The sequence below is a fragment of the Halalkalibacter flavus genome (genome assembly GCF_036663575.1).
GTDB lineage: Bacteria > Bacillota > Bacilli > Bacillales > Bacillaceae_D > Halalkalibacter > Halalkalibacter flavus.
The window spans coordinates 1-22,145 of sequence record NZ_JAWRVK010000021.1 but is presented as its reverse complement, the minus strand read 5'-3'; the positions used below and the strand labels follow the sequence as shown (position 1 = coordinate 22,145).

At 35.5% G+C, this 22,145-nt stretch carries 16 protein-coding genes and 2 pseudogenes; 1 reads left to right on the top strand and 17 read right to left on the bottom strand.

Annotated elements, in window-relative coordinates; all coding sequences use genetic code 11:
* Positions 1–415: 415 nt before the first annotated feature.
* Positions 416–1,411 (bottom strand): 2-hydroxyacid dehydrogenase, encoded by a 996-nt coding sequence (locus tag SAY88_RS14585; RefSeq protein WP_332632538.1) that lies wholly within the window; start codon positions 1,409–1,411, stop codon positions 416–418.
* A gap of 763 nt (positions 1,412–2,174) precedes the next feature.
* Here SAY88_RS14585 and SAY88_RS14580 point away from each other — a divergent pair.
* Positions 2,175–3,860 (top strand): sensor domain-containing protein, encoded by a 1,686-nt coding sequence (locus SAY88_RS14580; protein ID WP_332632537.1) that lies wholly within the window; start codon positions 2,175–2,177, stop codon positions 3,858–3,860.
* Between the two features lie 425 nt (positions 3,861–4,285).
* On the opposite strand, the gene SAY88_RS14575 is transcribed toward SAY88_RS14580, so the two are convergent.
* From SAY88_RS14575 to SAY88_RS14505, 16 genes and pseudogenes are all read right to left on the bottom strand, one after another.
* Entirely contained in the window at positions 4,286–4,819 is a 534-nt protein-coding gene (locus SAY88_RS14575; RefSeq protein WP_332632536.1) for a hypothetical protein, read from the bottom strand.
* Between the two features lie 557 nt (positions 4,820–5,376).
* A complete protein-coding gene (locus SAY88_RS14570) occupies positions 5,377–5,520 on the bottom strand; it encodes a hypothetical protein (RefSeq protein ID WP_332632535.1) in 144 nt (47 codons plus the stop codon).
* Between the two features lie 489 nt (positions 5,521–6,009).
* Entirely contained in the window at positions 6,010–7,539 is a 1,530-nt protein-coding gene (locus SAY88_RS14565; RefSeq protein ID WP_332632597.1) for a helix-turn-helix domain-containing protein, read from the bottom strand.
* A 1-nt stretch (position 7,540) separates the two neighbouring features.
* Complete coding sequence (locus SAY88_RS14560) at positions 7,541–9,298, bottom strand: sensor histidine kinase (RefSeq protein WP_332632534.1); 1,758 nt, start codon at positions 9,296–9,298, stop codon at positions 7,541–7,543.
* Positions 9,299–9,355: 57 nt separating this feature from the next.
* On the bottom strand, positions 9,356–10,678 hold the full coding sequence (locus tag SAY88_RS14555) for an ABC transporter substrate-binding protein (RefSeq protein ID WP_332632533.1): 1,323 nt from the start codon (positions 10,676–10,678) through the stop codon (positions 9,356–9,358).
* Between the two features lie 361 nt (positions 10,679–11,039).
* Complete coding sequence (locus SAY88_RS14550; RefSeq protein WP_332632532.1) at positions 11,040–12,011, bottom strand: carbohydrate kinase family protein; 972 nt, start codon at positions 12,009–12,011, stop codon at positions 11,040–11,042.
* A complete protein-coding gene (locus tag SAY88_RS14545; RefSeq protein ID WP_332632531.1) occupies positions 12,004–12,681 on the bottom strand; it encodes a YesL family protein in 678 nt (225 codons plus the stop codon). The genes SAY88_RS14550 and SAY88_RS14545 overlap by 8 nt, the downstream gene beginning before the upstream one ends.
* Positions 12,682–12,799: 118 nt before the next feature.
* A complete protein-coding gene (locus tag SAY88_RS14540) occupies positions 12,800–14,272 on the bottom strand; it encodes a glycoside hydrolase family 32 protein (protein ID WP_332632530.1) in 1,473 nt (490 codons plus the stop codon).
* A 31-nt stretch (positions 14,273–14,303) separates the two neighbouring features.
* Positions 14,304–15,656 (bottom strand): glycoside hydrolase family 172 protein, encoded by a 1,353-nt coding sequence (locus SAY88_RS14535; RefSeq protein WP_332632529.1) that lies wholly within the window; start codon positions 15,654–15,656, stop codon positions 14,304–14,306.
* Positions 15,657–15,757: 101 nt separating this feature from the next.
* Positions 15,758–16,645: a carbohydrate ABC transporter permease gene (locus SAY88_RS14530; protein WP_332632528.1), complete on the bottom strand. Its 888-nt coding sequence runs from the start codon at positions 16,643–16,645 to the stop codon at positions 15,758–15,760.
* 2 nt (positions 16,646–16,647) lie between these two features.
* The gene (locus SAY88_RS14525; RefSeq protein WP_332632527.1) at positions 16,648–17,532 is read right to left on the bottom strand and encodes a carbohydrate ABC transporter permease; all 885 of its coding nucleotides are present in this window, start codon (positions 17,530–17,532) and stop codon (positions 16,648–16,650) included.
* Between the two features lie 97 nt (positions 17,533–17,629).
* Positions 17,630–18,946, bottom strand: coding sequence for an ABC transporter substrate-binding protein (locus SAY88_RS14520; protein ID WP_332632526.1), 1,317 nt, complete (start codon positions 18,944–18,946; stop codon positions 17,630–17,632).
* A gap of 1,429 nt (positions 18,947–20,375) precedes the next feature.
* Positions 20,376–20,516, bottom strand: a pseudogene (locus SAY88_RS14515) (helicase-related protein); the annotation flags it as partial.
* Between the two features lie 27 nt (positions 20,517–20,543).
* Positions 20,544–20,726 (bottom strand): SNF2-related protein, encoded by a 183-nt coding sequence (locus tag SAY88_RS26030; protein WP_431308877.1) that lies wholly within the window; start codon positions 20,724–20,726, stop codon positions 20,544–20,546.
* A 324-nt stretch (positions 20,727–21,050) separates the two neighbouring features.
* Positions 21,051–21,365, bottom strand: a pseudogene (locus SAY88_RS14510) (zinc-binding dehydrogenase); the annotation flags it as partial.
* A 586-nt stretch (positions 21,366–21,951) separates the two neighbouring features.
* On the bottom strand, positions 21,952–22,145 hold a 194-nt coding region (locus SAY88_RS14505), incomplete at its 5' end, for a hypothetical protein (RefSeq protein ID WP_332632525.1).

Genomic DNA, 22,145 nt, shown 5'->3' with positions numbered 1-22,145 from the left:
ACATTATTGTTGATGTCTCTCTCTAAAATATCAAGGTATATCTTATTTTTATTAAGGCTTGTCCTTAATGTTTCCGTTAAAACTCTTATATCTTCAACATATTGGTTAATAGACGGAGTTTCTTTCGAAATAGTCCTAGTGTAACTTTTTCCAGAACCTCTTTGGTCCCAATCTACTACGATAAAATAATTTTCCAATGTCTTAAAGTATTTGTCGGTACAATAAATTTGAGATGCCCCTGGACCAGCGTGTAAAAATAAAATAATCGGCTTATCTTCGCTTATGCTTCGTATATAGCATTATTTTGAGCCGTTTATTTCAACATTTTCTAAATATTTTATTTTTTTCACCTCCAATTCAATAAGTGTATAAAGAGTTTGTAATTTGAAATAGAATGACAAGGTTCACATTCTAGTTAATCCCCCTTGTAATTAGTTAAGCAAAAATTAACCTCTTCGTTTACACATGCAGGTAATGGTTTTCCTTCTAATCCAGCTAGTATATTATCAACGGCTAAATGGGCCATTCTTGTCCTTGTTTCTATTGCTGCGCTTCCTATATGAGGTGTAATTAATACATTCTTTAGACTCATTATTGGATGAGCCATATTGATGGGTTCTGGATCTGTTACATCCAATGCAGCATAAGCAATTTGCTCAGATACAAGCGCATCAAATAGTTCATTCGTATTGACAACTGAGCCTCTCGATGCATTAATAAAATAAGCTGATGATTTCATTTGTCTAAATTCTTCTTTTCCAAAAAGCCCTCTAGTATGGTTATTTAATGGTACGAGAACAACAATAAAGTCTGAATTTGCTAGTAATTCTTCAAACGTTGCATAGACTGCCCCCATACTTTCATTCACTTCATTTACTTTTCGATTATGGTAAACAATATTCATTCCGCTTGCTTGCGCGCGCCTTGCAACAGCTCTTCCGATGTTGCCCATCCCCACTATACCAAGTGTTTTTCCATACAAATCAACCCCCATTGGTACGTCAAATGGACTTTTCCACTTACCACGTTTAACAAATTCACTTCCTTCAGTTATTTTTCTTGCCGCTGATAGCAATAGACCATACGTTAAATCAGCCGTTGCATCGTTTAACACCTCTGGAGTATTGCCAAAGGGGATCGAACGCCTTGTACAAGCGTCAATATCAATATTGTCATACCCTGCAGAAGACTGTGCGATTACCCGTAGATTGGGAGCTTGTGCTAATATATTGTCATTGACTTGAATATCTCCTCGGCTCAACAAACCTTCTGCATCTTTTAACCATGCCATTAACGTGTCATATGGAATAGCTTCAGGTTTATTCCATACTCTTAGCTCAGCTTCCTCTTCCAATCTCTCAAGAACGGTTTGCGGTAAGTCGCCAATAATCACTACATTGGATTTCTCCATTTTTCAGTCTCCTTTGCTTTCAAAATTTACTATATATTATAATAGCCACTCTAGTGGTGCTAGAATGATAGATGGGAACAAAACTATTAGAATTAAGATGATTGGATAGACCAATAGAAATGGCCAAACACCTTTTGTAAATTTCTCAATACTGATTTTTTCCTACACCTGCAACGACATTCATGATGATTCATATTACCTACACAAGTTAGCGCTTTCATTTTTTCTGATAGTTACATAGATACCTCTTACTCTTTTAAATCATAAATGATTTTTTGGAAATCTTCAAGGGACAGGTTTCCTCGTCCCTTTTTAGTTTAGACGTTGGATCACACTTTTGGAGACACCGGTGATTTTCGATTGCCCAAGTAGGGTGCTTTTTATTTCTGGCACCCTTATGGAATTAATATTTCTCGAAAGAATTACTCCATACTGGAAATCTTCACTTTTAAGAAATCGCTTCAAGAATTTCTTGATAAAAATTGAGGTGAGTTTTATTTCGACATTCAGTTACTAAACTTATGTCAAAGGTTTAATCTGGGGAATCTTATTAAGTGTGCCATTATGGTTAGCACTATGGGGATGGACCAACATGATTAATAGCCTCTTATTATTTCCTTAAAAGCTGTCCCTCTGATGATTTTTTGGTATATAATCTTCCATTTCATGGGACAAATGTCGCATACCATGCAAAAATAACAACATCTTTATTAGTTTTAAATATTATATTTTTAAGCTCTGAATGTACAGGGGGGGGAAGAAAATGGTAAGTATCTATACTCATGTAAAAGAGAAAAACGATCAATTATCGATTCTTAAAAAGATGAATCGAGATGCCATGATTATACATAATAAGGGAGTTATTTTAGAGTGCAATGATCGGTTTAAAGAGATTTTTGATTACAGCATGTCCGAGGTCATTGGAAAATCAATATATGATTTATTTAGTGACAAAGACCATCATATGATAGATGGAGAAAAAGAAAGATTTTCGATAATCGGAATACGAAAAGACGGGTCAAACATAAACTTAGACGGCATCGGCCATCATTATCCATACCAGGGAAGGAATGTTCGGATGATTCTGTTGCGTGATATGACAGAACAAATCAAAAGAAAAAAGGAAAATGAGCTTAGGTTAGTTCAGGATGATTTAACAGGTCTTCCGAATCGTTCATATTTTAATAATAAGCTAAACCGTTCGATGGGCTATATGAAAGATCAAGAAAAAAAGATAGCTGTTCTTTTGCTTGATCTAGATGGATTCAAAAATATAAATGATACTTTTAACCATACTGTTGGTGATAATTTATTAATAAAAGTTAGTAAAAGACTATTAGATTGTATTAAGGGAGACGGAACGGTTTGTCGTATGGGTGGAGATGAATTCCTGATCCTTTTACCTTATGTAGATGAAACAACTGCGGCTAAAGTTGCCGCACGAATTTTGGATGTATTTCAAATACCATTTGATGTCGAAGGAGGCTATTTATTACATGTCACAACCAGTATAGGTATTAGTATGTTTCCAGAAAACGGAAACACTTCAGGGCATCTCATTAAACATGCAGATATGGCTATGTATGCTTCAAAAAAGCTTGGTAAGAATCAGTTTAGTTTTTATAACCCCTCTCATAGCAAAGAAACCGTTATTAATCTAACTCTTGAAAATGAATTAAGATCCGTCTTCGATCGAGGGGACCTTCTCCTATATTACCAGCCGCAAATTGATCTAAAATCAGGCGAAGTTATTGGGGTAGAAGCTTTATGTCGTTGGAAACATAAGGAGTTAGGCTTTATAAGTCCTAGTGAGTTTATTCCAATAGCTGAAAGAACTGGAATGATCTTAAGTATTGGCGAATTTGTTTTATACTCTGCTTGTATTCAGAACAAAATATGGCAGGAAAAAGGCTTTTCTCCAATAAAAATGTCGGTTAATATTTCTACTATTCAATTTCACCAGTTCAATATTGTTAGCACTATAAAAAAGTGTCTAAACGAAACACAATTAGATCCCCAATATTTAGAAATTGAAATTACAGAAAATACTATCATAAACAATTCGGAGACTGTAATTAAAGCATTATCTGAACTGCGAGAATATGGTGTAGGTGTGCATTTAGATGATTTTGGAACTGGATATAGTTCACTCAATTACCTAAAAAAATTGCCTATACATAAATTAAAGATTGATAAATCATTTATAGAAGATATACCATTTTGCAAAGAAAGTAATTCGATTATCCAAGCTATCATTATGATGTCTCATAGTTTAGGAATTAAGACGGTTGCTGAAGGAGTAGAAACAAAAGAACAACTAACATACCTTCATGATATGAACTGTGACATCGTACAAGGTTATTATTATAGTAAACCTATACCAATTGATGAGTTTGAAGAGTATTTACTAAGGAATGCTAACGTTTTTTCAGGCACTGTATCTAGATAGATGGGTGAAGATTATGGATAAAGGAATCGTTTTTGTTTTGTACTTCCCCCCACTTGTTCCTCCTTTAGGTACTAAGTCTTTCCCCAAAAACAATTAGATTCTATTCAAGGTGTGCTTTATTCCAAACACCTACTCGTTATACCAAGGCGTGTTAAAGTGAAGTAGCTAGATTTTCTCCTTCTTGGCCTAACTATCACTCCTCTGATTACTGGTTGATTGTAACGTGCTCTCCTTGATTGTCAATCTGTAGTCAGAGATACTCGTCTAGGCACAGAATAGAAATAGAACCAAAGCTTACTGATCCTAGTTCTATAAGTGAAATTCGATTTTTTTGTCTACTTGGGGTCGCAACGAACCGGCCAGCAATTTTCTCTTTTCCTCAACAGGATAGAAGCACGAGAACCGCCCCCCGTGCTTCACGTGCTTTAAACTTCCTTACTGTACTTTACTAGTAAGGAAATTTCTAGTCTTTGAATTTGTCGAAGTGTCTTTGCTTCTGCAGATGATTCCAACCCATTTATGATGACGTGCTCTACTGCGTCAATAAAACGATTTGGATCCCATTCACCCCATGACTTCACTTCTGATGAAATCTCACTCGCTCTTTCATATAATGCTGGATAAATAGAATGACTGCCTGCTTTCTGGAACCAATACTTCGCATTCCCAAAATCCCCTTCGCGGCGATGCATGATCCCATGCCAATAACTTCCTAATTCATTGTCAATAGTTTGTGAAATTGAATGGGATAAATCTAACTCATCATTCCATAACAGCAATCCTGCCTTAACAGCTTGGACAGCTAGCTGTGATAGGTTTTCTTTTTCAGTTAACTCCTGATCGGACAATTCTGTGATTTCTCTAGTGATATCTGGACTCCAAGCTCCCTCTGGGCAAAGTGATGGTAAAGGGGTTCTTTCATCAAGACGTTGGACAAGTTGTGATAAAGCTGTCATCATTACACTCCTTTTATGTACTAGTAATTTGTCATACAACCATTCGTTTAAACGAATGGCTGTAAAGTAAGCCTATACATTTCAATATATCATATATTAGTAAGTTCAAAAATGAAAACCCTTTCTATAATTGCTATATATTTTGATTCAGTCACCACATTTTGAATTTAACGAAAACAAGAAAACACTCACAGATTCCTGGCAATCATGTTAGCGTCACTTAACATAACAGGAGGTCTGAAAGTATTTTCGATGTCACTAGAATTGCCAGAATTTAAAGTTGTTAAACAAGCAACAGAGGAGCGTTACCCTTTCTGCGGGTACACGATTAATCATGTCTACGACTGACGCACACGAAAAATGCGCGACCTTAAAGTATTAGATAAGCCGCTCTATTTGTTTGTTCGTATTAATCAGTTTCGTTGTTTTAACTGTCATGAAGTGTTCCCCCAGACATATGTTTCGATTCAAGCTAACAAGAATCAAAGTAATAGTACGCTGTCACTACCCGTATTTTGTCGTATTATTCCAAGATGCTTCGAGCATGACAGGCACCAAAATTAATAGAGACTTATAGCTTTTCTGTCCTTTGGCTTATTGAGATAACAGTTTGCCAGTTCCACTAGCTGTTCACCTTTTAACACATAAAGCCCCACCCTCAAAAGCGCATCTTCAAGCAACCCCTCTAATGTCGGAATCCACATGACCCGCTCCTCCTGTTGGCTGGAGTTTCTTTCACTAGCCGAGAAATCTCAGCCTCCTTATCTAACTATTTTCATTACAGTTTTTGTACAAACATAAAGAAGCTCTATTTATAATTCTAAATAGACCTTCTCCTAATTCCTCTATGTCTTGTAATGCAAAAATAATTATTCAACAAGCTTCGCCCCATCCAATAGAACGTCTAAATTTACGTATTTTTATCACTCTGACCCCTACCTTACCATGGTAGTTCTGCTCAGTTATTTAAGTTAACTTTAGTTTTCTCTAAAAAATTGTATTGTGTGGTCAAAATGTGGTCAATTTGATATAAAAGTATATTATCCTTATTAATAAATAAGTCGGGTTTCTTCATTATAATAGAGGTCAAGTTTTAAAAGCAGACCTTCATGTAAAAACCTGCTAGTTAATTGGATTTTTTGGAAGAGGAAAGGAGAAGGACCTGTCCCTTAAAGCTACTTAAGCTATAAATATTACTGTCTAATTAAATGCTCAGAGCGATACTTTCCTGGTGTGGTGCCAACATGTTTTTTAAATACTTGGTTAAAATATCTTTGATTATCATATCCCACTTGATCACAGATCTCAGAGATTTTATAATTAGTTGTTCTGAGGCGTTCCTTAGCTGTATTCATTCGCATTTCTATGATAAATTCGAACAGTGTCATACCCACCCTTTTTGAAAACAAGCTACTAAGATAGGCTGGACTAATATGAAATTCCTTAGCAATATCGTCCAAAGTAATGACTTCACAAAAATGGTTCTCTATATACTTTTTGACATCAACAATTAATTTCTCTTTCTGTGACATTTGATTATCATTTAAATACTCTGAGAGTAATTTCCCCTTATCCAGTAACCATTCTTTCATATCATCGATTGATCTCAATTGATGTATTTGGTTATATATCACATGTTTTTCTTCCAAAATGCGTTCAACATTGACTTCATATTCTTGCTGCACATGATCAAACACATTAATTATTAGTCTAAAACACATATACTTAGTTTTTAATGGCGGAAGCATCTTTTGCTGTGAATATTGTAATAAATTATCAATCAGTTTGCTCAGATTATTTAAATTCCAATTCTGGTTATTGAAGTAATTATCGATAGTTTTGATCATATCAGAACCTACATTATGATCCACTTTTTCTAAAGCATCATAATACATGAACGATCGATTTAAATAAATACCTATGTGAAAGGCTTCTATTGCTTCTTTATATGATTGCTGAACATTTGCTAGATCAACATACGTATTCCCCACTCCGATTAATGGTGATTTCCCAACCTGAGTCTCAATTAATTCTGCAAAATCAACTATGGCTTTATTCTCCTCTTGGTTCGAGTTAGAAAATACAGCAACTAAATATTCATCAACGAAAAACACAATTCCATTGTTGTCATTTTTCTGAAAAGGAGTTTTTAAATGCTTAATAAAATCCCGCTCTTTATAATTGATTAGCTCTTTTGAAGAAGTAAATCCACATACTAGTACCGTAAAATTTACAAATTTAGTGGTTAGCTCATGGGCGCTTAATTGATGACCAAAAATGACATCTAGCATATACTTTTCCTCTAATTGCAATTCGTAATGTTGAATTTTATCCTTATTCTGTTTTTCCATTTGAATACTTTCAAACTTATTAATCGCTTTTTTTACTGAAGCAATAATTTCATCTAGCTCAATTGGCTTCGTTAAATAGTCTATTACTTCTAATTTGAGTGCCCTTTTCGCATAATCAAATTCTGTATAGCCACTAATAATAATAAATACAGTATTCGGGAGAAGATTCTTTACTTTATCAATTAAGTCTAAGCCGTTCAATCCAGGCATTCTTATATCTGCCATGACAATGTGGGGCTTTGTTTCCTCAATTAATTTGTACGCCGTATTCCCATCTAGAGAAGTTCCTACAATTTGAACTTGATGGTCGGACCAATTAATCGCTGATGTCAGGCCATCTATTACCACTTTTTCATCATCTACAATTACCATTTTATACACTTTGGGTCACCCCTTCCTTTTTCAAACCGGCAAATTCTAATCCTACTTTTACAATTACTTTTGTCCCTCTATCTTTTTTGCTTTCTATTGTCATACCATAGTTTTGACCATACTGTAATTTTATTCTTTCATTTATGTTCTTTAAAGCATACCCTTGTTTACTTGCAGCTACTTCTTCCGTGTCAAATCCAACTCCATTATCAATGACTTCAAAAATCATCGCATCATTTACTTTTCGACCAGTAATCTTGATTTCCCCATTTCCTTCTATTAATTCTAAACCATGATAAACAGCATTTTCAGCAAGGGGCTGTAAAATCAATTTAATAATATTTTCCTTTAAAAGTAAGGAGTCAATATCTATACTATATTTAATTTTGTTATCGAAACGAATATTTTGAATATCAATATAACTTTTCACTTGATTAATTTCATTTTCTACAGTTGTAATATACTTTCCATCATTTAATGTTAGTTTAAATATCTTCGATAAACTAACTGCCATTTTCGCAATCAATTTTGCATTGCTTTTTTGCGCCATCCAAAAAATTGAATTAAGCGTATTGTACAAAAAGTGTGGATTAATATGATTTTGAAGGGCCAAGAGCTCAGCTTCTTTTTCTTTTAATTGTGACTCATATAGCTGGACGGTCAGCTCACTGTTTCGGTTATACAATTGAACAAAGCGATTACCCACTTTTCCAATTTCATCATTAGAGTCAAACGCGATATTTGATATCATTTCTCTTTTTTCCATACCCTCTGTTACATTTCTCAATAATGAAAGCTGTTTCGTAATTTTTTTTGAAATCAAAAAGGCACTTATTGTTGATAACAGAAAAGATAGAACTAATAATAAAACGGTTAGCGCTCTAATATAATTAAATTCTTTAACGACATATTTATAAGGCACCACGCTTACAATTTTCCAGTTCGTTATCGTATTAGTAGTATGATTTAAAATATATTTTTCGTTTTCTATCTCAACGATTTGTGCTTCTTGTGGATTCTGTAACATTTCTATAATGCTCTTATATTTATCTTGGTTTTCATTATCGTTCGAGTATATGACTGTGTCTTGATCGAATATTAAAATCTCCTCTTCGTTATTAATGTTTTTAAACATATTATCAAATACCGATTTATTCACGCTAATAATTAAAACGCCTATTTTTTCAATAGTCTCTAAATCTCGAATAAATTTTCCGTACATTAATAGATTGGAGCTTTCAATAAAATCAGTCTCTATTCCTTTAAACCAAACTCCGTTCCCGTCTTGTTGTTCAAGCATGTTATACCAATTCGTACGATTTATCTGATCATAAACAGTTCCAAAATAATTACTTTGTCCCTGACTAAGTTGTAAATATTCATTTTGTTCATTTCCAACATAAGCTGCATTGATAAATGGTTTATTATTGGTGACATTAATAAGGAGATCCCTTGTAGCCGTTTGCATTTTATAAGATTCAATTGTCAACTCTGTATGATTCAAGAACCCTTGGATGTCATTTGAAGTAACAATTATATTTGCGCTACTTTCAATGTCAGCAACAAACGTATCAATGTTCCAATCAATCACACTTAAAAAGTTAGACGTTGTATCTGATATTTTATTTTCCATTACTTTATTTAAATAGATAAAACCAAACGTTCCTATAATGAGTAAAGGAATCAACGTAGAGAGAATCGCTAACATGATTATTTTCTGCTTTATTGTCAGATTTCGTTGTTGCTTCAACATTCTCATATATTATCCCTCTTAACCCTACTATTTAAGTCATTCGCACTTATGCCAATCAGGCTGCTATTTTCGCTTTTGCTCATTAATTTTTTTATTTACGACACTAAGCGCTTCTTCTGGTGAATAAATTCCATTAATGACTCCATAAATACTTTCATTAATCGCATCTCCTATTTGAGATGGGACAACGAGATCTGGCTGGTTCGGTTGACTTTCCCATCCGGGTTGGTTCATTTGCTCCATAACTTTAGCAAATACTGAATGGCTCTTCTCATCTACTTCCCCTTCAAATTGGATCACAGGAGGAACTTGATTATCTACCATAACTTGCGCTCCTTCTTCACTATAATAAAACTTCAGAAATGCCATAACAGCAGCATATTTTTCTTCGTCATCTTTGACTTTTGAGCTTACGACTAACGGAGCTGCTGGAACAATGGAAGATACGTTTTGCTTTTCGATCCCGTTTTCAAAAGTAGGTCCCCACCAAAAACTAACATCTTCCGCTATCTCACTTTCTTCAATTTTATTTGTTTCCCATACTCCAGCATCCAACATTGCTGCATCACCGTTCAAGAACATTTGAACGGCTTGAAAATAATTTAAATTGGCTACATTTTTCGGGAAAGCTCCCATTTCTCTCAATTCATCAACATTTTTATAAAATTGGAGAAAGTCCTGATTTTTATAGCTTTCCTCGCCCTCTAGGATTTGATCAATTTTATCAAAAAAACCATACCTTGATAGCATCGTTAAAAATGCCCAAACAGAGTAAGGATCTTGTGACCCTTTCGCAATCGTAACAATATTTTGTTCTTCAAATAATTTCACAGCCTCTTTTAAGTCTTGATACGTTTGTGGCAAAGGCACATTGTATTGATCAAACAGTGCTTTGTTATACCAAAAACCTGTCACCAAAGGCTGATATGGAAGTCCAAATTGTTGACCGTTTTCGTTATACGGTTCAAGCATATTTTCATGAAATTTTTCAGCTAATTGACGGTTGCCATCAAAAAGAGAGGTCAAATCAAGTAGCAATCCCGCTTCATTTAACTCAGCCGAAGTATGCGGTAGCACCCAAAAGATATCAGGTAAATCATTTGATTGAGCCAACATTTTCATTTTTTTAACATGGGCTTTTTGTTCCGTTCCTTGAAGATTAATTTTAATATCAGGGTTTCTCTCCATAAACTTTTCAATGATTTCATAGAGAGCCGGTTCTTGACGTTTTGGATTGGCAGCATGAATAGCAAGGTCAATCGTTATTTGGTTATTTTCACTTTGTTGATGGATTGCACTTGAACCACGTTCGTCAGCTTTGTTACAACCTATTAACGTTAGTATAACTAGTAGCAAAACCACAAAGCTCTGATATCGTTTTTTCATAATTTTGATCTCCCACATGTTTTATTTTCAACTAGTAAAACTTAGTTTAGTTGGATAACGAGTAAACGAAAACAGTATGTTAAATCAAATGAAAACAATGACAGCAATCAATGAATCTTCCGAAAATGGTGACGCTTTCATAATTGTGAAATTAAATCTGCTCTACTTGCTAGGGCTTGATACTATAGAACTACCTTTAAAGTTAATTCTTACATACTATTTTATATTTCTATTATAACAAAGACCATTCTAATTTTTTTCGAAAATGTCAGTTATTTTTAGAACCAATATCTAGCAGCAAAAAAGAACGACTTACCTTCGAAAGTGTTCGAGGATAAGTCGTTACTTCTATATCAACCTATTAAATTAACGCATTTTCTTCATTCAATAACTCTTCTATTTCTGACAGTACTGGCATACTTGGTATCCCACCTTTATTTGTCGTAGAAACTGCTGCTACTCCATTAGCAAAGGCTGCAATACTCTTAACTTCTTCCCTTTCTAACTCAGAAGGCCGTCCACCCTTTTCAAGAATCTTGTAAAGAACTCCACCAAGAAACGCATCTCCAGCTCCTGTTGTATCGATCGTTGCTACCTTTATTCCTTCTTTACTACCTGTAAATTCTTTCATACGGTAAAAACAACCTTTTTTACCACGTGTTACAAAGATAAGTGAAATCCCATACTCCTTACATAAATAGCCTGTTCCTTTCACTAAATCTGTAGATCCGGTAATAAACTGAAATTCTTCTTCGGAGATTTTCAGTATATCCGCAAATGGTAATCCTTTTATGATCATGTTCTTGGCATCTTCAGTTGAACTCCATAAAGGCATCCGTAAATTAGGATCATATGACACAATGATTCCATTCTCCTTAGCATATTTAGCAGAATCTAGTGTAGCAGATGCTGCTGGTTCATGTGTCATTGAAAGTGAACCGAAATGAAAAATCCGGGAGTTCTTGATTACACTTTTATCTATCTCTTTGCTATCTAATGTCATATCAGCTCCTGGTTTTCGATAGAAGCTAAAAGATCGGTCACCATCTTCATCTAAATGAACAAATGCTAAGGTCGTATTCACATCTTGAGAAAAAACTAAGCCACTCATATCAACCTTATGATCTTCCATTACCTTTTTTAAATAATGACCAAATTGATCATTGCCTACTTTCCCGATGAAGCCAGTTTGTTTATTCAGTTTCGCTAAAGCAACTAATACATTCGCAGGCGCACCACCAGGGTTTTGTTCAAACAAACTTCCTCCATTTTCCGATGTTCCATAGGGGGTAAAATCAATCAAAAGCTCACCTATTGCTGTTACATCATACATCACTTCCACCTACCTTAACTAATTTTTCATTACCTTGATCTAAGATGACATCGTCCAAATGATTTTCAACCTTCGTAAAACTTCGATAAGCTGACCACATGACTACGAATGTTAAAGCACTACCACTAAAAAAGAAAAGAACACTAAGAAATGAGAGAGTAATCCAAAAGACTATCATACTCCCTACTAATATGACTCCTGTAGAAATCGGGTTTGCAATCGCAACTAGTAGTGCATTTTTCACGACTTGAAATGGTTTCAACTCATAATGAACGTAAACGGGAAAAACATATAAAAGTATTACGAACAAAACTAGCAGCAACGCTAAAAACACATAAGAAAAAAGCTGAAGGTAATTGGCTTCCATTGATTTGAAAAACTGATAGTCAATAAATAAAATATAGCCAAGCAATCCTAAGCTACATCCTAGTAGATTTATTTTCAGAAACTCTTTTTTATAAGCTTGATAAAACGTTGAAAATACCGGGATATCATCTTCCCCCATCACCCATTTCCTCACAACAGAAAACATCGCTACAGTTGATGGAAAAAAGCCAAACACAACAAGCCCGATCAATGCAAATCCAATCCAGAGCAAATTGACATAAGCGAGTCGCATAACCCACTCACATACACGATAGAAACCACCTATCATACCAGTGTATTGCATATACATCCTCACTCTCTGTTACATATTTTTCTAAACAGAGTCTATGTTTTAACAAGAAAATGAAAATGGGACCTCACCTATCAAAGGCCCCATATCTCATTTCAACAAGATAAAAATCTTACTTCCAAACAAAATCCAGTTTCCAAGATTCGATGCGATTGATACTCACCTTTCCCCCGTTAGTAAAGAGTTTAAATTGAGTACTATCGGCATCTGGGAAAATTCGATTGGTAATCACTTTCTCCCCATCATTAACAAAGAGCTCTACAGATGTCGTATCCATAAAAATACGAAGATTGACCGTGCCATCGTCCGTTACGGTTAACGGCGCTTTGCTGATTCCCTTTTCTCCGCAACCAGAATGCTCACGATCCATGACAATCTCTTTTTTTTCAAGATCAAGCAAGATTTCTGTTCTTTCTGTTCCATCTTCAGAACATCTAAGGTGAATACCAAATACAGTCGCATCTGTTTCCTTAATATTAAAATCAATGCTCGTTTCAGAAACTGTCTCTTGGAGTTCATTTACATTCGTCGTTTCGACAACTTCAAATGGCTCTATTTTTTTAAAGTCTGATCGTAAGTCAGCTAGCTCTGCTACAGGCTTTTGCTTGAGGACGTCCCCTTCTAATACAAGCTCTCTTGGAATGCCCATTGCCCCAGCCCAACCATGTTCCTGGGAAGGCATTTTTGTTAACCACTTCTCCATCCAACCAATCATAATTCTTCGACCTTGTTCATCTATCAATGTTTGTGGAGCGTAGAAATCAAAACCATAATCTAATGTTCTGCAAGTTTCTTGTGTGAAAATATCTTCTTCATAGTTCATGTCTCCAATAACATAAAACGGCTTTTCGTTTTGAGTGCCATACATTGGAGAGACAATCAGGGCATGACGATCGTCGATTGGAAACAGGTCAGGACATTCCCACATATCCCCTTGTGTACCATCACTTTCTGCCGCAACACCTTTGTAATCCCACTGCTTTAAATCAGTAGATACATATAATAAGGCTTTCCCTTTTCCATCCTTTTTTGAACCAACGACCATATACCATGTATCTTCATATTTCCAGACTTTCGGATCTCTAAAATCCTTAGAACCATCTACCGGAAATTGACCAATGACCGGATTTTGGTCATACTTTTCAAAAGAAATTCCATCTTTGCTCGTTGCAATCGCTTGAACTTGTTGAGGTTCGTTTCCATCGACATGACCTGTGTAAATTAATACAAGTTCGTCTCCGTCCACAACTGCGCTTCCTGAGAAACACCCATACCCCTCTACATCTCCAGAATCATAAGATTCTGATGGAGCTAATGCGACCGGCAAGTGCTCCCAATTTACCAAGTTCTTGCTTTTAGCATGGCCCCAATGCATGGGCCCCCAGCTAGAAGCATATGGATAATATTGATAGAATAAATGGTACTCGCCTTTATACTGTACAAGACCATTCGGATCATTAATCCAACCAACAGGCGCCATAAAGTGATATTTCAAACGATAAGGACTATTTTCCACCTTGCCTTTGTTCCTTGCAATTTCATCATTTGCTTTCTTAAGTACTTCTACATGTTTGGTATTTGTCATCACCATAATCCTCACCTCACACTCGTTTAGTTTATTTACTGTTTAACGAATCTTTCACTCGTTTCGCGTGCTCAATGTTCCCTTGTTGTGATTCTCTTGTTTTGTTGTATTTTAATTCCATTTGATGCTTCTTTTCTTCTATATACTTCTTTTCTAACTCTTTTGCAGATTCATACGCTTTTTGCTGCTCTTCATTTAATTCTGGTTTTTCCTTTTGCTCAACTTCTGGCATTTCGGCTACATGGGGAAGTCTGTCTTCTACTGGCAAAATATCTAGTTTTGGAGATGGCAATGTTTGATACCAGTATGCCGTTGATGACCAGTCATCAGATAAGTGATTCGCATGACCATGCTCGAGTGTAACCTTAATACTTTCAGAAAAATGAACTGGATCTGCGATATGGAATCGGTACGAAACTTGGTAGCCAGGCTTTTCACTTTCATGAATAATCGAACCGTTATACAAAAACGCATTCTTCTGCATTCCCCACGCATGACCGAAATAATCTTCACTACCTGTTCCATTAATACTTGGTTGCTTCTCACCATCGATGAAGATCATATCATCCCCTTCACCCCACCAGCTTCCTTGGAAATGGTTGACTGATAAGTTACAACCAACATAGTGGCCTTTTCCTTCTGTTTCTAAAACGACATAGTTTTCTTCACCTGATAAGTTAGCCACACTTTGAATAGCAGGGCTATTTACTTGGAGATCATTCCCCCAGCCTTCGCAAGGATTTTCACGATGCCAATTTGCATGGAAGTAAACGGTATCCTCAGGTAACTCCTCTTTATATAGTTCATAATCAATATAGAAGTACAAACCGAATGGCAACGTATTTTCGTTGACAATTTCAATTTTTGCTTTTTGGTTAAATGGCATTGGGAAGAAGCAGTTTAAGGCAGCTGGTGCACCAAATTTATTCGCTTCCTCTGGCTTAACAGATACGTTAAATGGAGCTGATTCAAAGTTCCCTGGTAATGAATGACCTACGCAGAAGAAATCTCCAAATGGCGCCAATACACTTGGTGTATCTTGATCATCCCACGTAATTTTAATTAAAGCCTTTCTGTAATAGAACGGATCTTGTTCTTCCCACGTAACTCCTAATGCGTTGTGAATCTCATTAACGGGTGCTACATTGCTTCCTAATGCTGGATCGACAATACTTGGTCCCATTATTTTTCTGCAGAAAGACGTCATCCAAAAATGAGTCAAACACCCAGGTCCTTCGATTTCACCTAATACGACTGATTCATTTGGTGGAATTAACCAATAGTCTTGATTTCTACCTGTTTGATCCGAACTTGAAAGTCTTGCAGATCTAACATCCGCGTGTCTTGTTAAATTTTGCATAAATCCGTTTGATTGTGTTTTCATTGTTTCTTCTCCTCCAAAATGTAATGTATTTATTTTTTTAATTTTGTAGTATGAACTTCATTTGCTTGCTATGAGACTGACACTCATAGCAAGCAGTAACCCTAGCCTTTTACTGCACCTGCTGTCATACCGGCAATAATATATTTTTGGAAAAAGCCATAGAAAATAAGTTGTGGAATCATAACTAATACGGTAGCGGCAATAATCCCACCATAGTCAATATTCCACCTTCCTTTAAATTCCGAAATTCCTAGTGGAACAGTAGTTAAAGAATCACTACTAATTAATGTGACTGCAAACGGAAACTCATTCCATACATACAATATATTAAAGATAAAAATTGTTGCAATCACAGGGATAATAATAGGTAGAACAACTGATTTACATAGAGTAAATAGATTACAACCATCGATAATCGCTGCTTCTTCTAGTTCCTTCGGGAATCCCTTTAAAAAGCCCATAAACAACAAGGTGTTAAAAGAGATCGATGTTGCAATATAGGGCAAAATGAGGGAAGCATGTGTGTTCATCAAATCAAACATGATCGTAATTCGATAGATTGGGAACAATAGAATAAAAGGTGGAATAGCTAATCCAAGTAATAGAAAGTAATATAATCCTCCTTTTAATTTCCCTGATTTAAATACCATTCTGCTTAATGCAAATGAACTCATAAATGTAATAATAATAACTACCACAACCGTAATAACAGCGATAATAATGGTATTTTTATACATTAAGAGAAGATCTAGAGTTGCAATAGCACTTCTGTAATTTTCAAGATTTAAACTTGCAGGCAAACTAAACGGACTCGTTAATATTTCACTATTTGATTTAAATGATAGAAGGATCATCCATAGAAACGGCAGCATAACAATAAAGGTTATGGCGTAAATAGGAACATACGACCAGATCTTGCTTTTTGTTTTGCTCTTTTCTAATTTACCTAGATTCTGATTTTCCTGCCTTTGAGTCATTGTTTGATTCATGATTACACCCCCTTCTTTTCTACTCGTTTTTTGCTTAACCCAATAAATAGAGCCGTAAATACAATTGTGATTAATAAGGTAACAACCGCAACGGCCATTCCATATCCATATTCACCAGAAATGAATGTCACATTGTACATATAGGTGACTAAAACTTCAGAAAGGTGGTTAGGACCGCCATTAGTCAGTTGGAGTACGGTTTCAAATATTTTGAAGCAGAACGTGATAATAAGAATAACGTTAATCTTAAATGTTTCATTTAACATCGGTATCGTAATGAAGATCAATTTTTGTACTCGATTGGCACCATCAATGTCACTAGCTTCATAAATTTCACGAGGTATAGTAGCTAAACCAGCAAGAAAGATTGTTGCGATAAATCCTAAAATCCTCCAGCTCTCTACCACCCCTACCGAGTATGGTGTAAGAGTTGTTCCACCTATCCACTGAAACGCTAACTGTTCTAATCCTATTTTTTGTAAAAATACATTTACAAATCCCATATCCGGATCAAGGATAAATACCCAAATCAACCCTACTAAAATCGGTGCGATCACAGCCGGTGCAAAGTTTAACGCTTTTAACACATTTGAACCTTTTACATCGCGATTAAGGAGTAATGCTAGAAAAAACGCACTCGGTATTAACACAATCAATGTGACACCTAATACAATGACTGTGTTCTTTAACGAAACCCAGAAAAACGGATCTTGCAAGAGCGCCTGATAATTTTCAAGGCCAATAAACTCTGGTACCCCAATCCCTGAGAACCTAGTAAGACTATAATAAGAGGCTATTATAATTGGGAGAATAATATAAGCCGAATACACTAACAGGGTAGGTAGAAGCATGAAACATATATAACGCTTTTTACTAAGCCAATGCATATTCACCCCTCCATGTTGGAAACCATTTTTTTAACATCATACTTTTTTGGCGGTTCTACCACAGCCTAATCACTGTGGTAGAACCCGTTTACCATTTTTACTGTCCTGAAATTCTGTTCGCTACTATATCAAGAGCCTCTTCCGGTGTATAGATTCCATTCATAACTCCATAAATACTGTCATACAAAGCATTCGCAATAGATTCTGATACAACTAGGTCTGGTTGATTAGGCTGACTCTTCCAATCCGTTCTATTCATTTGTTCTACCACTTTCGCAAATACCGGATGTTTCTCTTCATCTATTTCACCATCGAATACAATCATTGGAGGAACTTGATTATCCAACATGATTTGGGCTCCATCTTCGCTATAGTAGAATTGCAGGAATTTCATGACTGCCTCATATTTTGCTTGATCATCCTCTACATGTTTGCCGACAACTAAAGGAGCTGCTGGGACAATTGAAGAAAGATTCTGATTCCCGACACCATCATCAAATGTTGGTCCCCACCAGAAACCGACATCGTTTGCCAATTTACTTTCTTCTATTTTCTTAGCTTCCCATATTCCAGCATCAAGCAAAGCAGCCTCTCCAGTCATAAATGTCTCAACCGCCTGAAAATAACTTTGCGTTGTGATGTTAGCCGGAAATGCTCCGAGTTCTCTCAATTCATCAATTTTTTCATAAAACTTTAAAAAGTCATCATTATTAAAGCTTTCTTCCCCTTCAACAATGACATCAATTTTGTCAAAGTATCCGTACCTAGATAACATCGTTAGAAACGCCCAAACAGAATAAGGATCTCTGGCACCTTTTGCTATTGAGACAACATCATTTTCTTCAAACACTTTTACAGCTTCTGTTAAATCTTCATATGTTTCTGGTAAATCTACATTGTATTGATCAAATAGAGCTTCGTTATACCAAAACCCTGTAACTAAGGGCTGGTAAGGCATTCCATATTGCTTACCATCGATCTGATACGTCTCAAACATATTCATATGAAACTTTTCAACCAATTCAGGATTGTTGTCGAAAAATGGTGTTAGATCAAGAAGTTGCCCTGCCTCTTCGAGCTCTTGCGCTGAAGCTGGTAACATCCAAAAGATATCTGGAAGTGCATTAGATTGCGATTTCATTTTAATATTTCGAATATGTTCTTGTTGGTCAGTCCCTTGTAGATTAATTGTAATATCAGGGTTCTCTTCCATGAACTTCTCAACAGTTTGGTAAAAAGCTGGTTCCTGATCTTTCGGATTCGCCACATGTATAGCAAAATCAATTGTGACCTCCTCGCTTGCTTCACTACCTTCAACCGGATCTGTAGCGCTTTTATTACTACACCCTATCACACTTATAACCATTAATAGCAGCAAGCTAAAAAAGGGAAATAGCTTTACTCTCTTCATCATATTTTCCATCTCCTTTTGACCAGATTATTTTAGTAACCGGTTTCATTTTTGTTAGACGAAATTGTTTCTTACTTTCTGTTAAAAATATTTCTATTAACTCTTCAATAACTATGATGATTGATTATTCTATTTCCCATCCCCCTTCAATTGTCTGAATGAAAGTATTAACTTACTTGATTACACTTTTAATTGTAGAACCTTATCTATGTATTGAAAATTCTAATATATTTTAAAGCTGTCATATATTTTTAGAAAAATGAAAGCGGTCTATTTTCCTGAGTAGTCCAAAAATAATCCAAAATTGTTTAGTAATAAAAGGAATTAGTGGGGTTAAGTGAGGAAAGTGGTATGTACGGAAGTATTCAACTATTTATAATTAATCAGTACTTGCTTTTATCGTTATACAAAGAGTCCATACAAAAACTTTGATCAAAAGGGATCACGAAGCCCAACTTCACAATTTTGTAAGCTATGAAAATTTCTCTAACAACAAAAAACGCACTATCTGAAAAACAGATAACCCGTTGAAACCCTTATGGTTGGTGGAGCCAAGTGGGATCCCCTGGCCTTCGCGCTACCAGTTGAGCTATGACCCCATATAAAGTTTTGACCTCTTCGCTGCCAGATAAAAGCAGCTTAATAAATACGGTTCACACGGCTCAATCACGTACAATAGAGTTAATATAGTTCAATACAATAAATACAGTTTGTAAACATTTTTAACAAAAAATCGTTAGTATGTGGTCATTTAATCATTATTAGATTACGTTAGCAAAATGTTAGCATTTTCGTCAGTCTTTTTCGTTGTTCACACACTCCACATGGTTTGAGTAGTAGTTGCAGGCATAAGTAAGGATGTAGTAGTGCTTACTTTTAAATTTAATTATTTATTCTACAATCCGTGTACGGTTGTGGGAATAGTTTTGTTGTACTGTTCAACGATCAGCGTTTAATTTATCAATTTTTTATTCAGAATAATGCCGATTGCGTAAGATTGAATTCATCAATTATCTTACTTGCGATATTGTTCAGCGTGGTTATTTAAGAGGCAAAAAATGAGGTATTGGAATACACTTTTATCCAATACCTTTTACGTTATCTACTAATCCATTTATTTAAAAACATTACATCATGCCGCCCATATTTGTACGAAAAACCTTTAAGTTTATTCTATACTTCTCAAGTTAATTTTAGTTAATGTATGAGGGGATTCGGGGATTATTTAATTTATTCTGGATAATTCTCGTTAACTCTTTTTCATTATTGAGTGGTCATATTGTGGGCACTGTATCTATTTTTAAAATTACCATATAAACTTAGCAAGCTTACAAATCAATATTTTAAAATACAAAAATATGAATATTCATTCAAACAATTCTTCATAATACTCGAGAAAGATTAGTCCTTCCTTTCATAAAAAAAACTTTGCCGTGCTTTTGGCAATCGGATAGTAAACATGAACTTCTTTTTCTTTTCCAATTCGGTATACTCTGTCGGTCGCTTGATTTTCTACCGCTGGATGCCACCATCTTCTGTAATGGATAACATGGTTTGCTGATGTAATGGTTAGGTCGTTGTTGAATCAGGCCGACTTTTTTCACACGTTCTGATCCTCAATGAAAATAAATCGAGCCAGCCATTGAAGGAGCAAACTTAACATTTCTTTTTGCCAGTTATCCATCAACGTTCTCAGGACGACAATTAAAGATGGGGCGAGCTTATCTAGATGTTTTAAATAACTTAAGAAAGCAATAACTTGTATCGTCTTCCCAAGCCCCACACTGTAAAGGATTATAAAAATAATAATGAAAAAAAGACAGTTTCCATGAAGAGTCAGAGTTTGTTCGCGGTATTTAATTATATATTTCAGAAGGGATTTGTAAAAATTAGACAGAAATAACACTAACGAAGCTCGCTCTGAATTCCAACTAAAAGGATTTGGCGAAACAAAACCACTTGCTTCAAATGACGACGATGAAAAAAGAGAGAAACAGGCGTGTAGAACTAGTGATTAATCCTAATGAATAATGTATTAAAAAACTCGACAAAGAAGTCTTTGTCGAGTTTTTTGTGAGATAAGCTCGCCTTACCTTTCCCCTTTACCCTATGGTCTTATCATAACTTTAATTGCATTTGTTCTATCTGATATTGCCTTTTCAAAGGCTTCTTTTGTTTCATCCAAAGAATAATAGTGTGTCATCATATTTTTCAAATCAATTCCTGCTACTTTACATTGAGAAATCATATCAATTGCAGTTTGATAGGTATTGGAATAGCGAAACACTCCAAATATATCGATTTCTCCTCCAACAATTTCGTTAATATTTAGAGTAGCAATATCTTCTGGAGGTAACCCAACAACGACCACTCTTCCTCCTCTTTTTACTGAGGTCAGAGCAGATTGTAATGCCTTCGCATTGCCTGCTGTCTCCTCCTGGCTCTATTAAAATGGCAGCCTTCATTTGTTTAGACATACTTCCTCCTCGTTGTTGTTTCAATTATAATAACTTACACATACTTGCCCTGCTATGAACAATAACTTTTTTACATACTTCTATAGTCCCAACTAATTTCCCTTTTTAATTTTCTCCGTTTTCTTTATTAATTTAGTTAAATTAATTTCATGATTTAAATCCTATGTCTTGTAAGGCTTTTAAGACATTAAAAAAAGAGTACCTCCCCAAAAGTCGAATGAGTAAGTTACAACACATAACTAACGACTGGATGAAGACTCCCTATGACTATTAGACGACAAGGAAGCCTATTTTGCGCATGATTCAAGTCAAACCGTTCTTCCTCTACTTCATGTACCTTACATAAACCTTTGCTAACACGTATTCTTGATTGTCACCTGGTTCATCATTAAATTGATTACCTTTTTACACAAGCTCCCAAGCTTCATCTCCACTAATAACCTCTAGCATCTCCATTTCTCACTGCACATTTCCAAAAAAAAGGTCTCGGTAGTCTAGGAAAGCAACAAACGGATCTAGTGTTTCCTTCGTTTAGCGAAAAAGAAGCAAAAGATCCGCTCCCTTACTTCCCTGTGATGCAGTCAATCCTTTTCCCAATGTCATATGTTCAAAGAGAAACTTGTACACCTCTCCCTCTGTTTTTTTATACAATCGAGTAGAGGGGAAAGTTAAGTAACTTTCCGCCCCTCTCACACCACCGTACATACGGTTCCGTATACGGCGGT

Coding starts and splice junctions, on each gene's coding strand:
- SAY88_RS14585 (WP_332632538.1), bottom strand. CDS start 1,411: ATGGAGAAATCCAATGTAGTGATTATTGGCGACTTACCGCAAACCGTT.
- SAY88_RS14580 (WP_332632537.1), top strand. CDS start 2,175: ATGGTAAGTATCTATACTCATGTAAAAGAGAAAAACGATCAATTATCG.
- SAY88_RS14575 (WP_332632536.1), bottom strand. CDS start 4,819: ATGATGACAGCTTTATCACAACTTGTCCAACGTCTTGATGAAAGAACC.
- SAY88_RS14570 (WP_332632535.1), bottom strand. CDS start 5,520: ATGTGGATTCCGACATTAGAGGGGTTGCTTGAAGATGCGCTTTTGAGG.
- SAY88_RS14565 (WP_332632597.1), bottom strand. CDS start 7,539: ATGGTAATTGTAGATGATGAAAAAGTGGTAATAGATGGCCTGACATCA.
- SAY88_RS14560 (WP_332632534.1), bottom strand. CDS start 9,298: ATGAGAATGTTGAAGCAACAACGAAATCTGACAATAAAGCAGAAAATA.
- SAY88_RS14555 (WP_332632533.1), bottom strand. CDS start 10,678: ATGAAAAAACGATATCAGAGCTTTGTGGTTTTGCTACTAGTTATACTA.
- SAY88_RS14550 (WP_332632532.1), bottom strand. CDS start 12,011: ATGTATGATGTAACAGCAATAGGTGAGCTTTTGATTGATTTTACCCCC.
- SAY88_RS14545 (WP_332632531.1), bottom strand. CDS start 12,681: ATGCAATACACTGGTATGATAGGTGGTTTCTATCGTGTATGTGAGTGG.
- SAY88_RS14540 (WP_332632530.1), bottom strand. CDS start 14,272: ATGACAAATACCAAACATGTAGAAGTACTTAAGAAAGCAAATGATGAA.
- SAY88_RS14535 (WP_332632529.1), bottom strand. CDS start 15,656: ATGAAAACACAATCAAACGGATTTATGCAAAATTTAACAAGACACGCG.
- SAY88_RS14530 (WP_332632528.1), bottom strand. CDS start 16,645: ATGAATCAAACAATGACTCAAAGGCAGGAAAATCAGAATCTAGGTAAA.
- SAY88_RS14525 (WP_332632527.1), bottom strand. CDS start 17,532: ATGCATTGGCTTAGTAAAAAGCGTTATATATGTTTCATGCTTCTACCT.
- SAY88_RS14520 (WP_332632526.1), bottom strand. CDS start 18,946: ATGATGAAGAGAGTAAAGCTATTTCCCTTTTTTAGCTTGCTGCTATTA.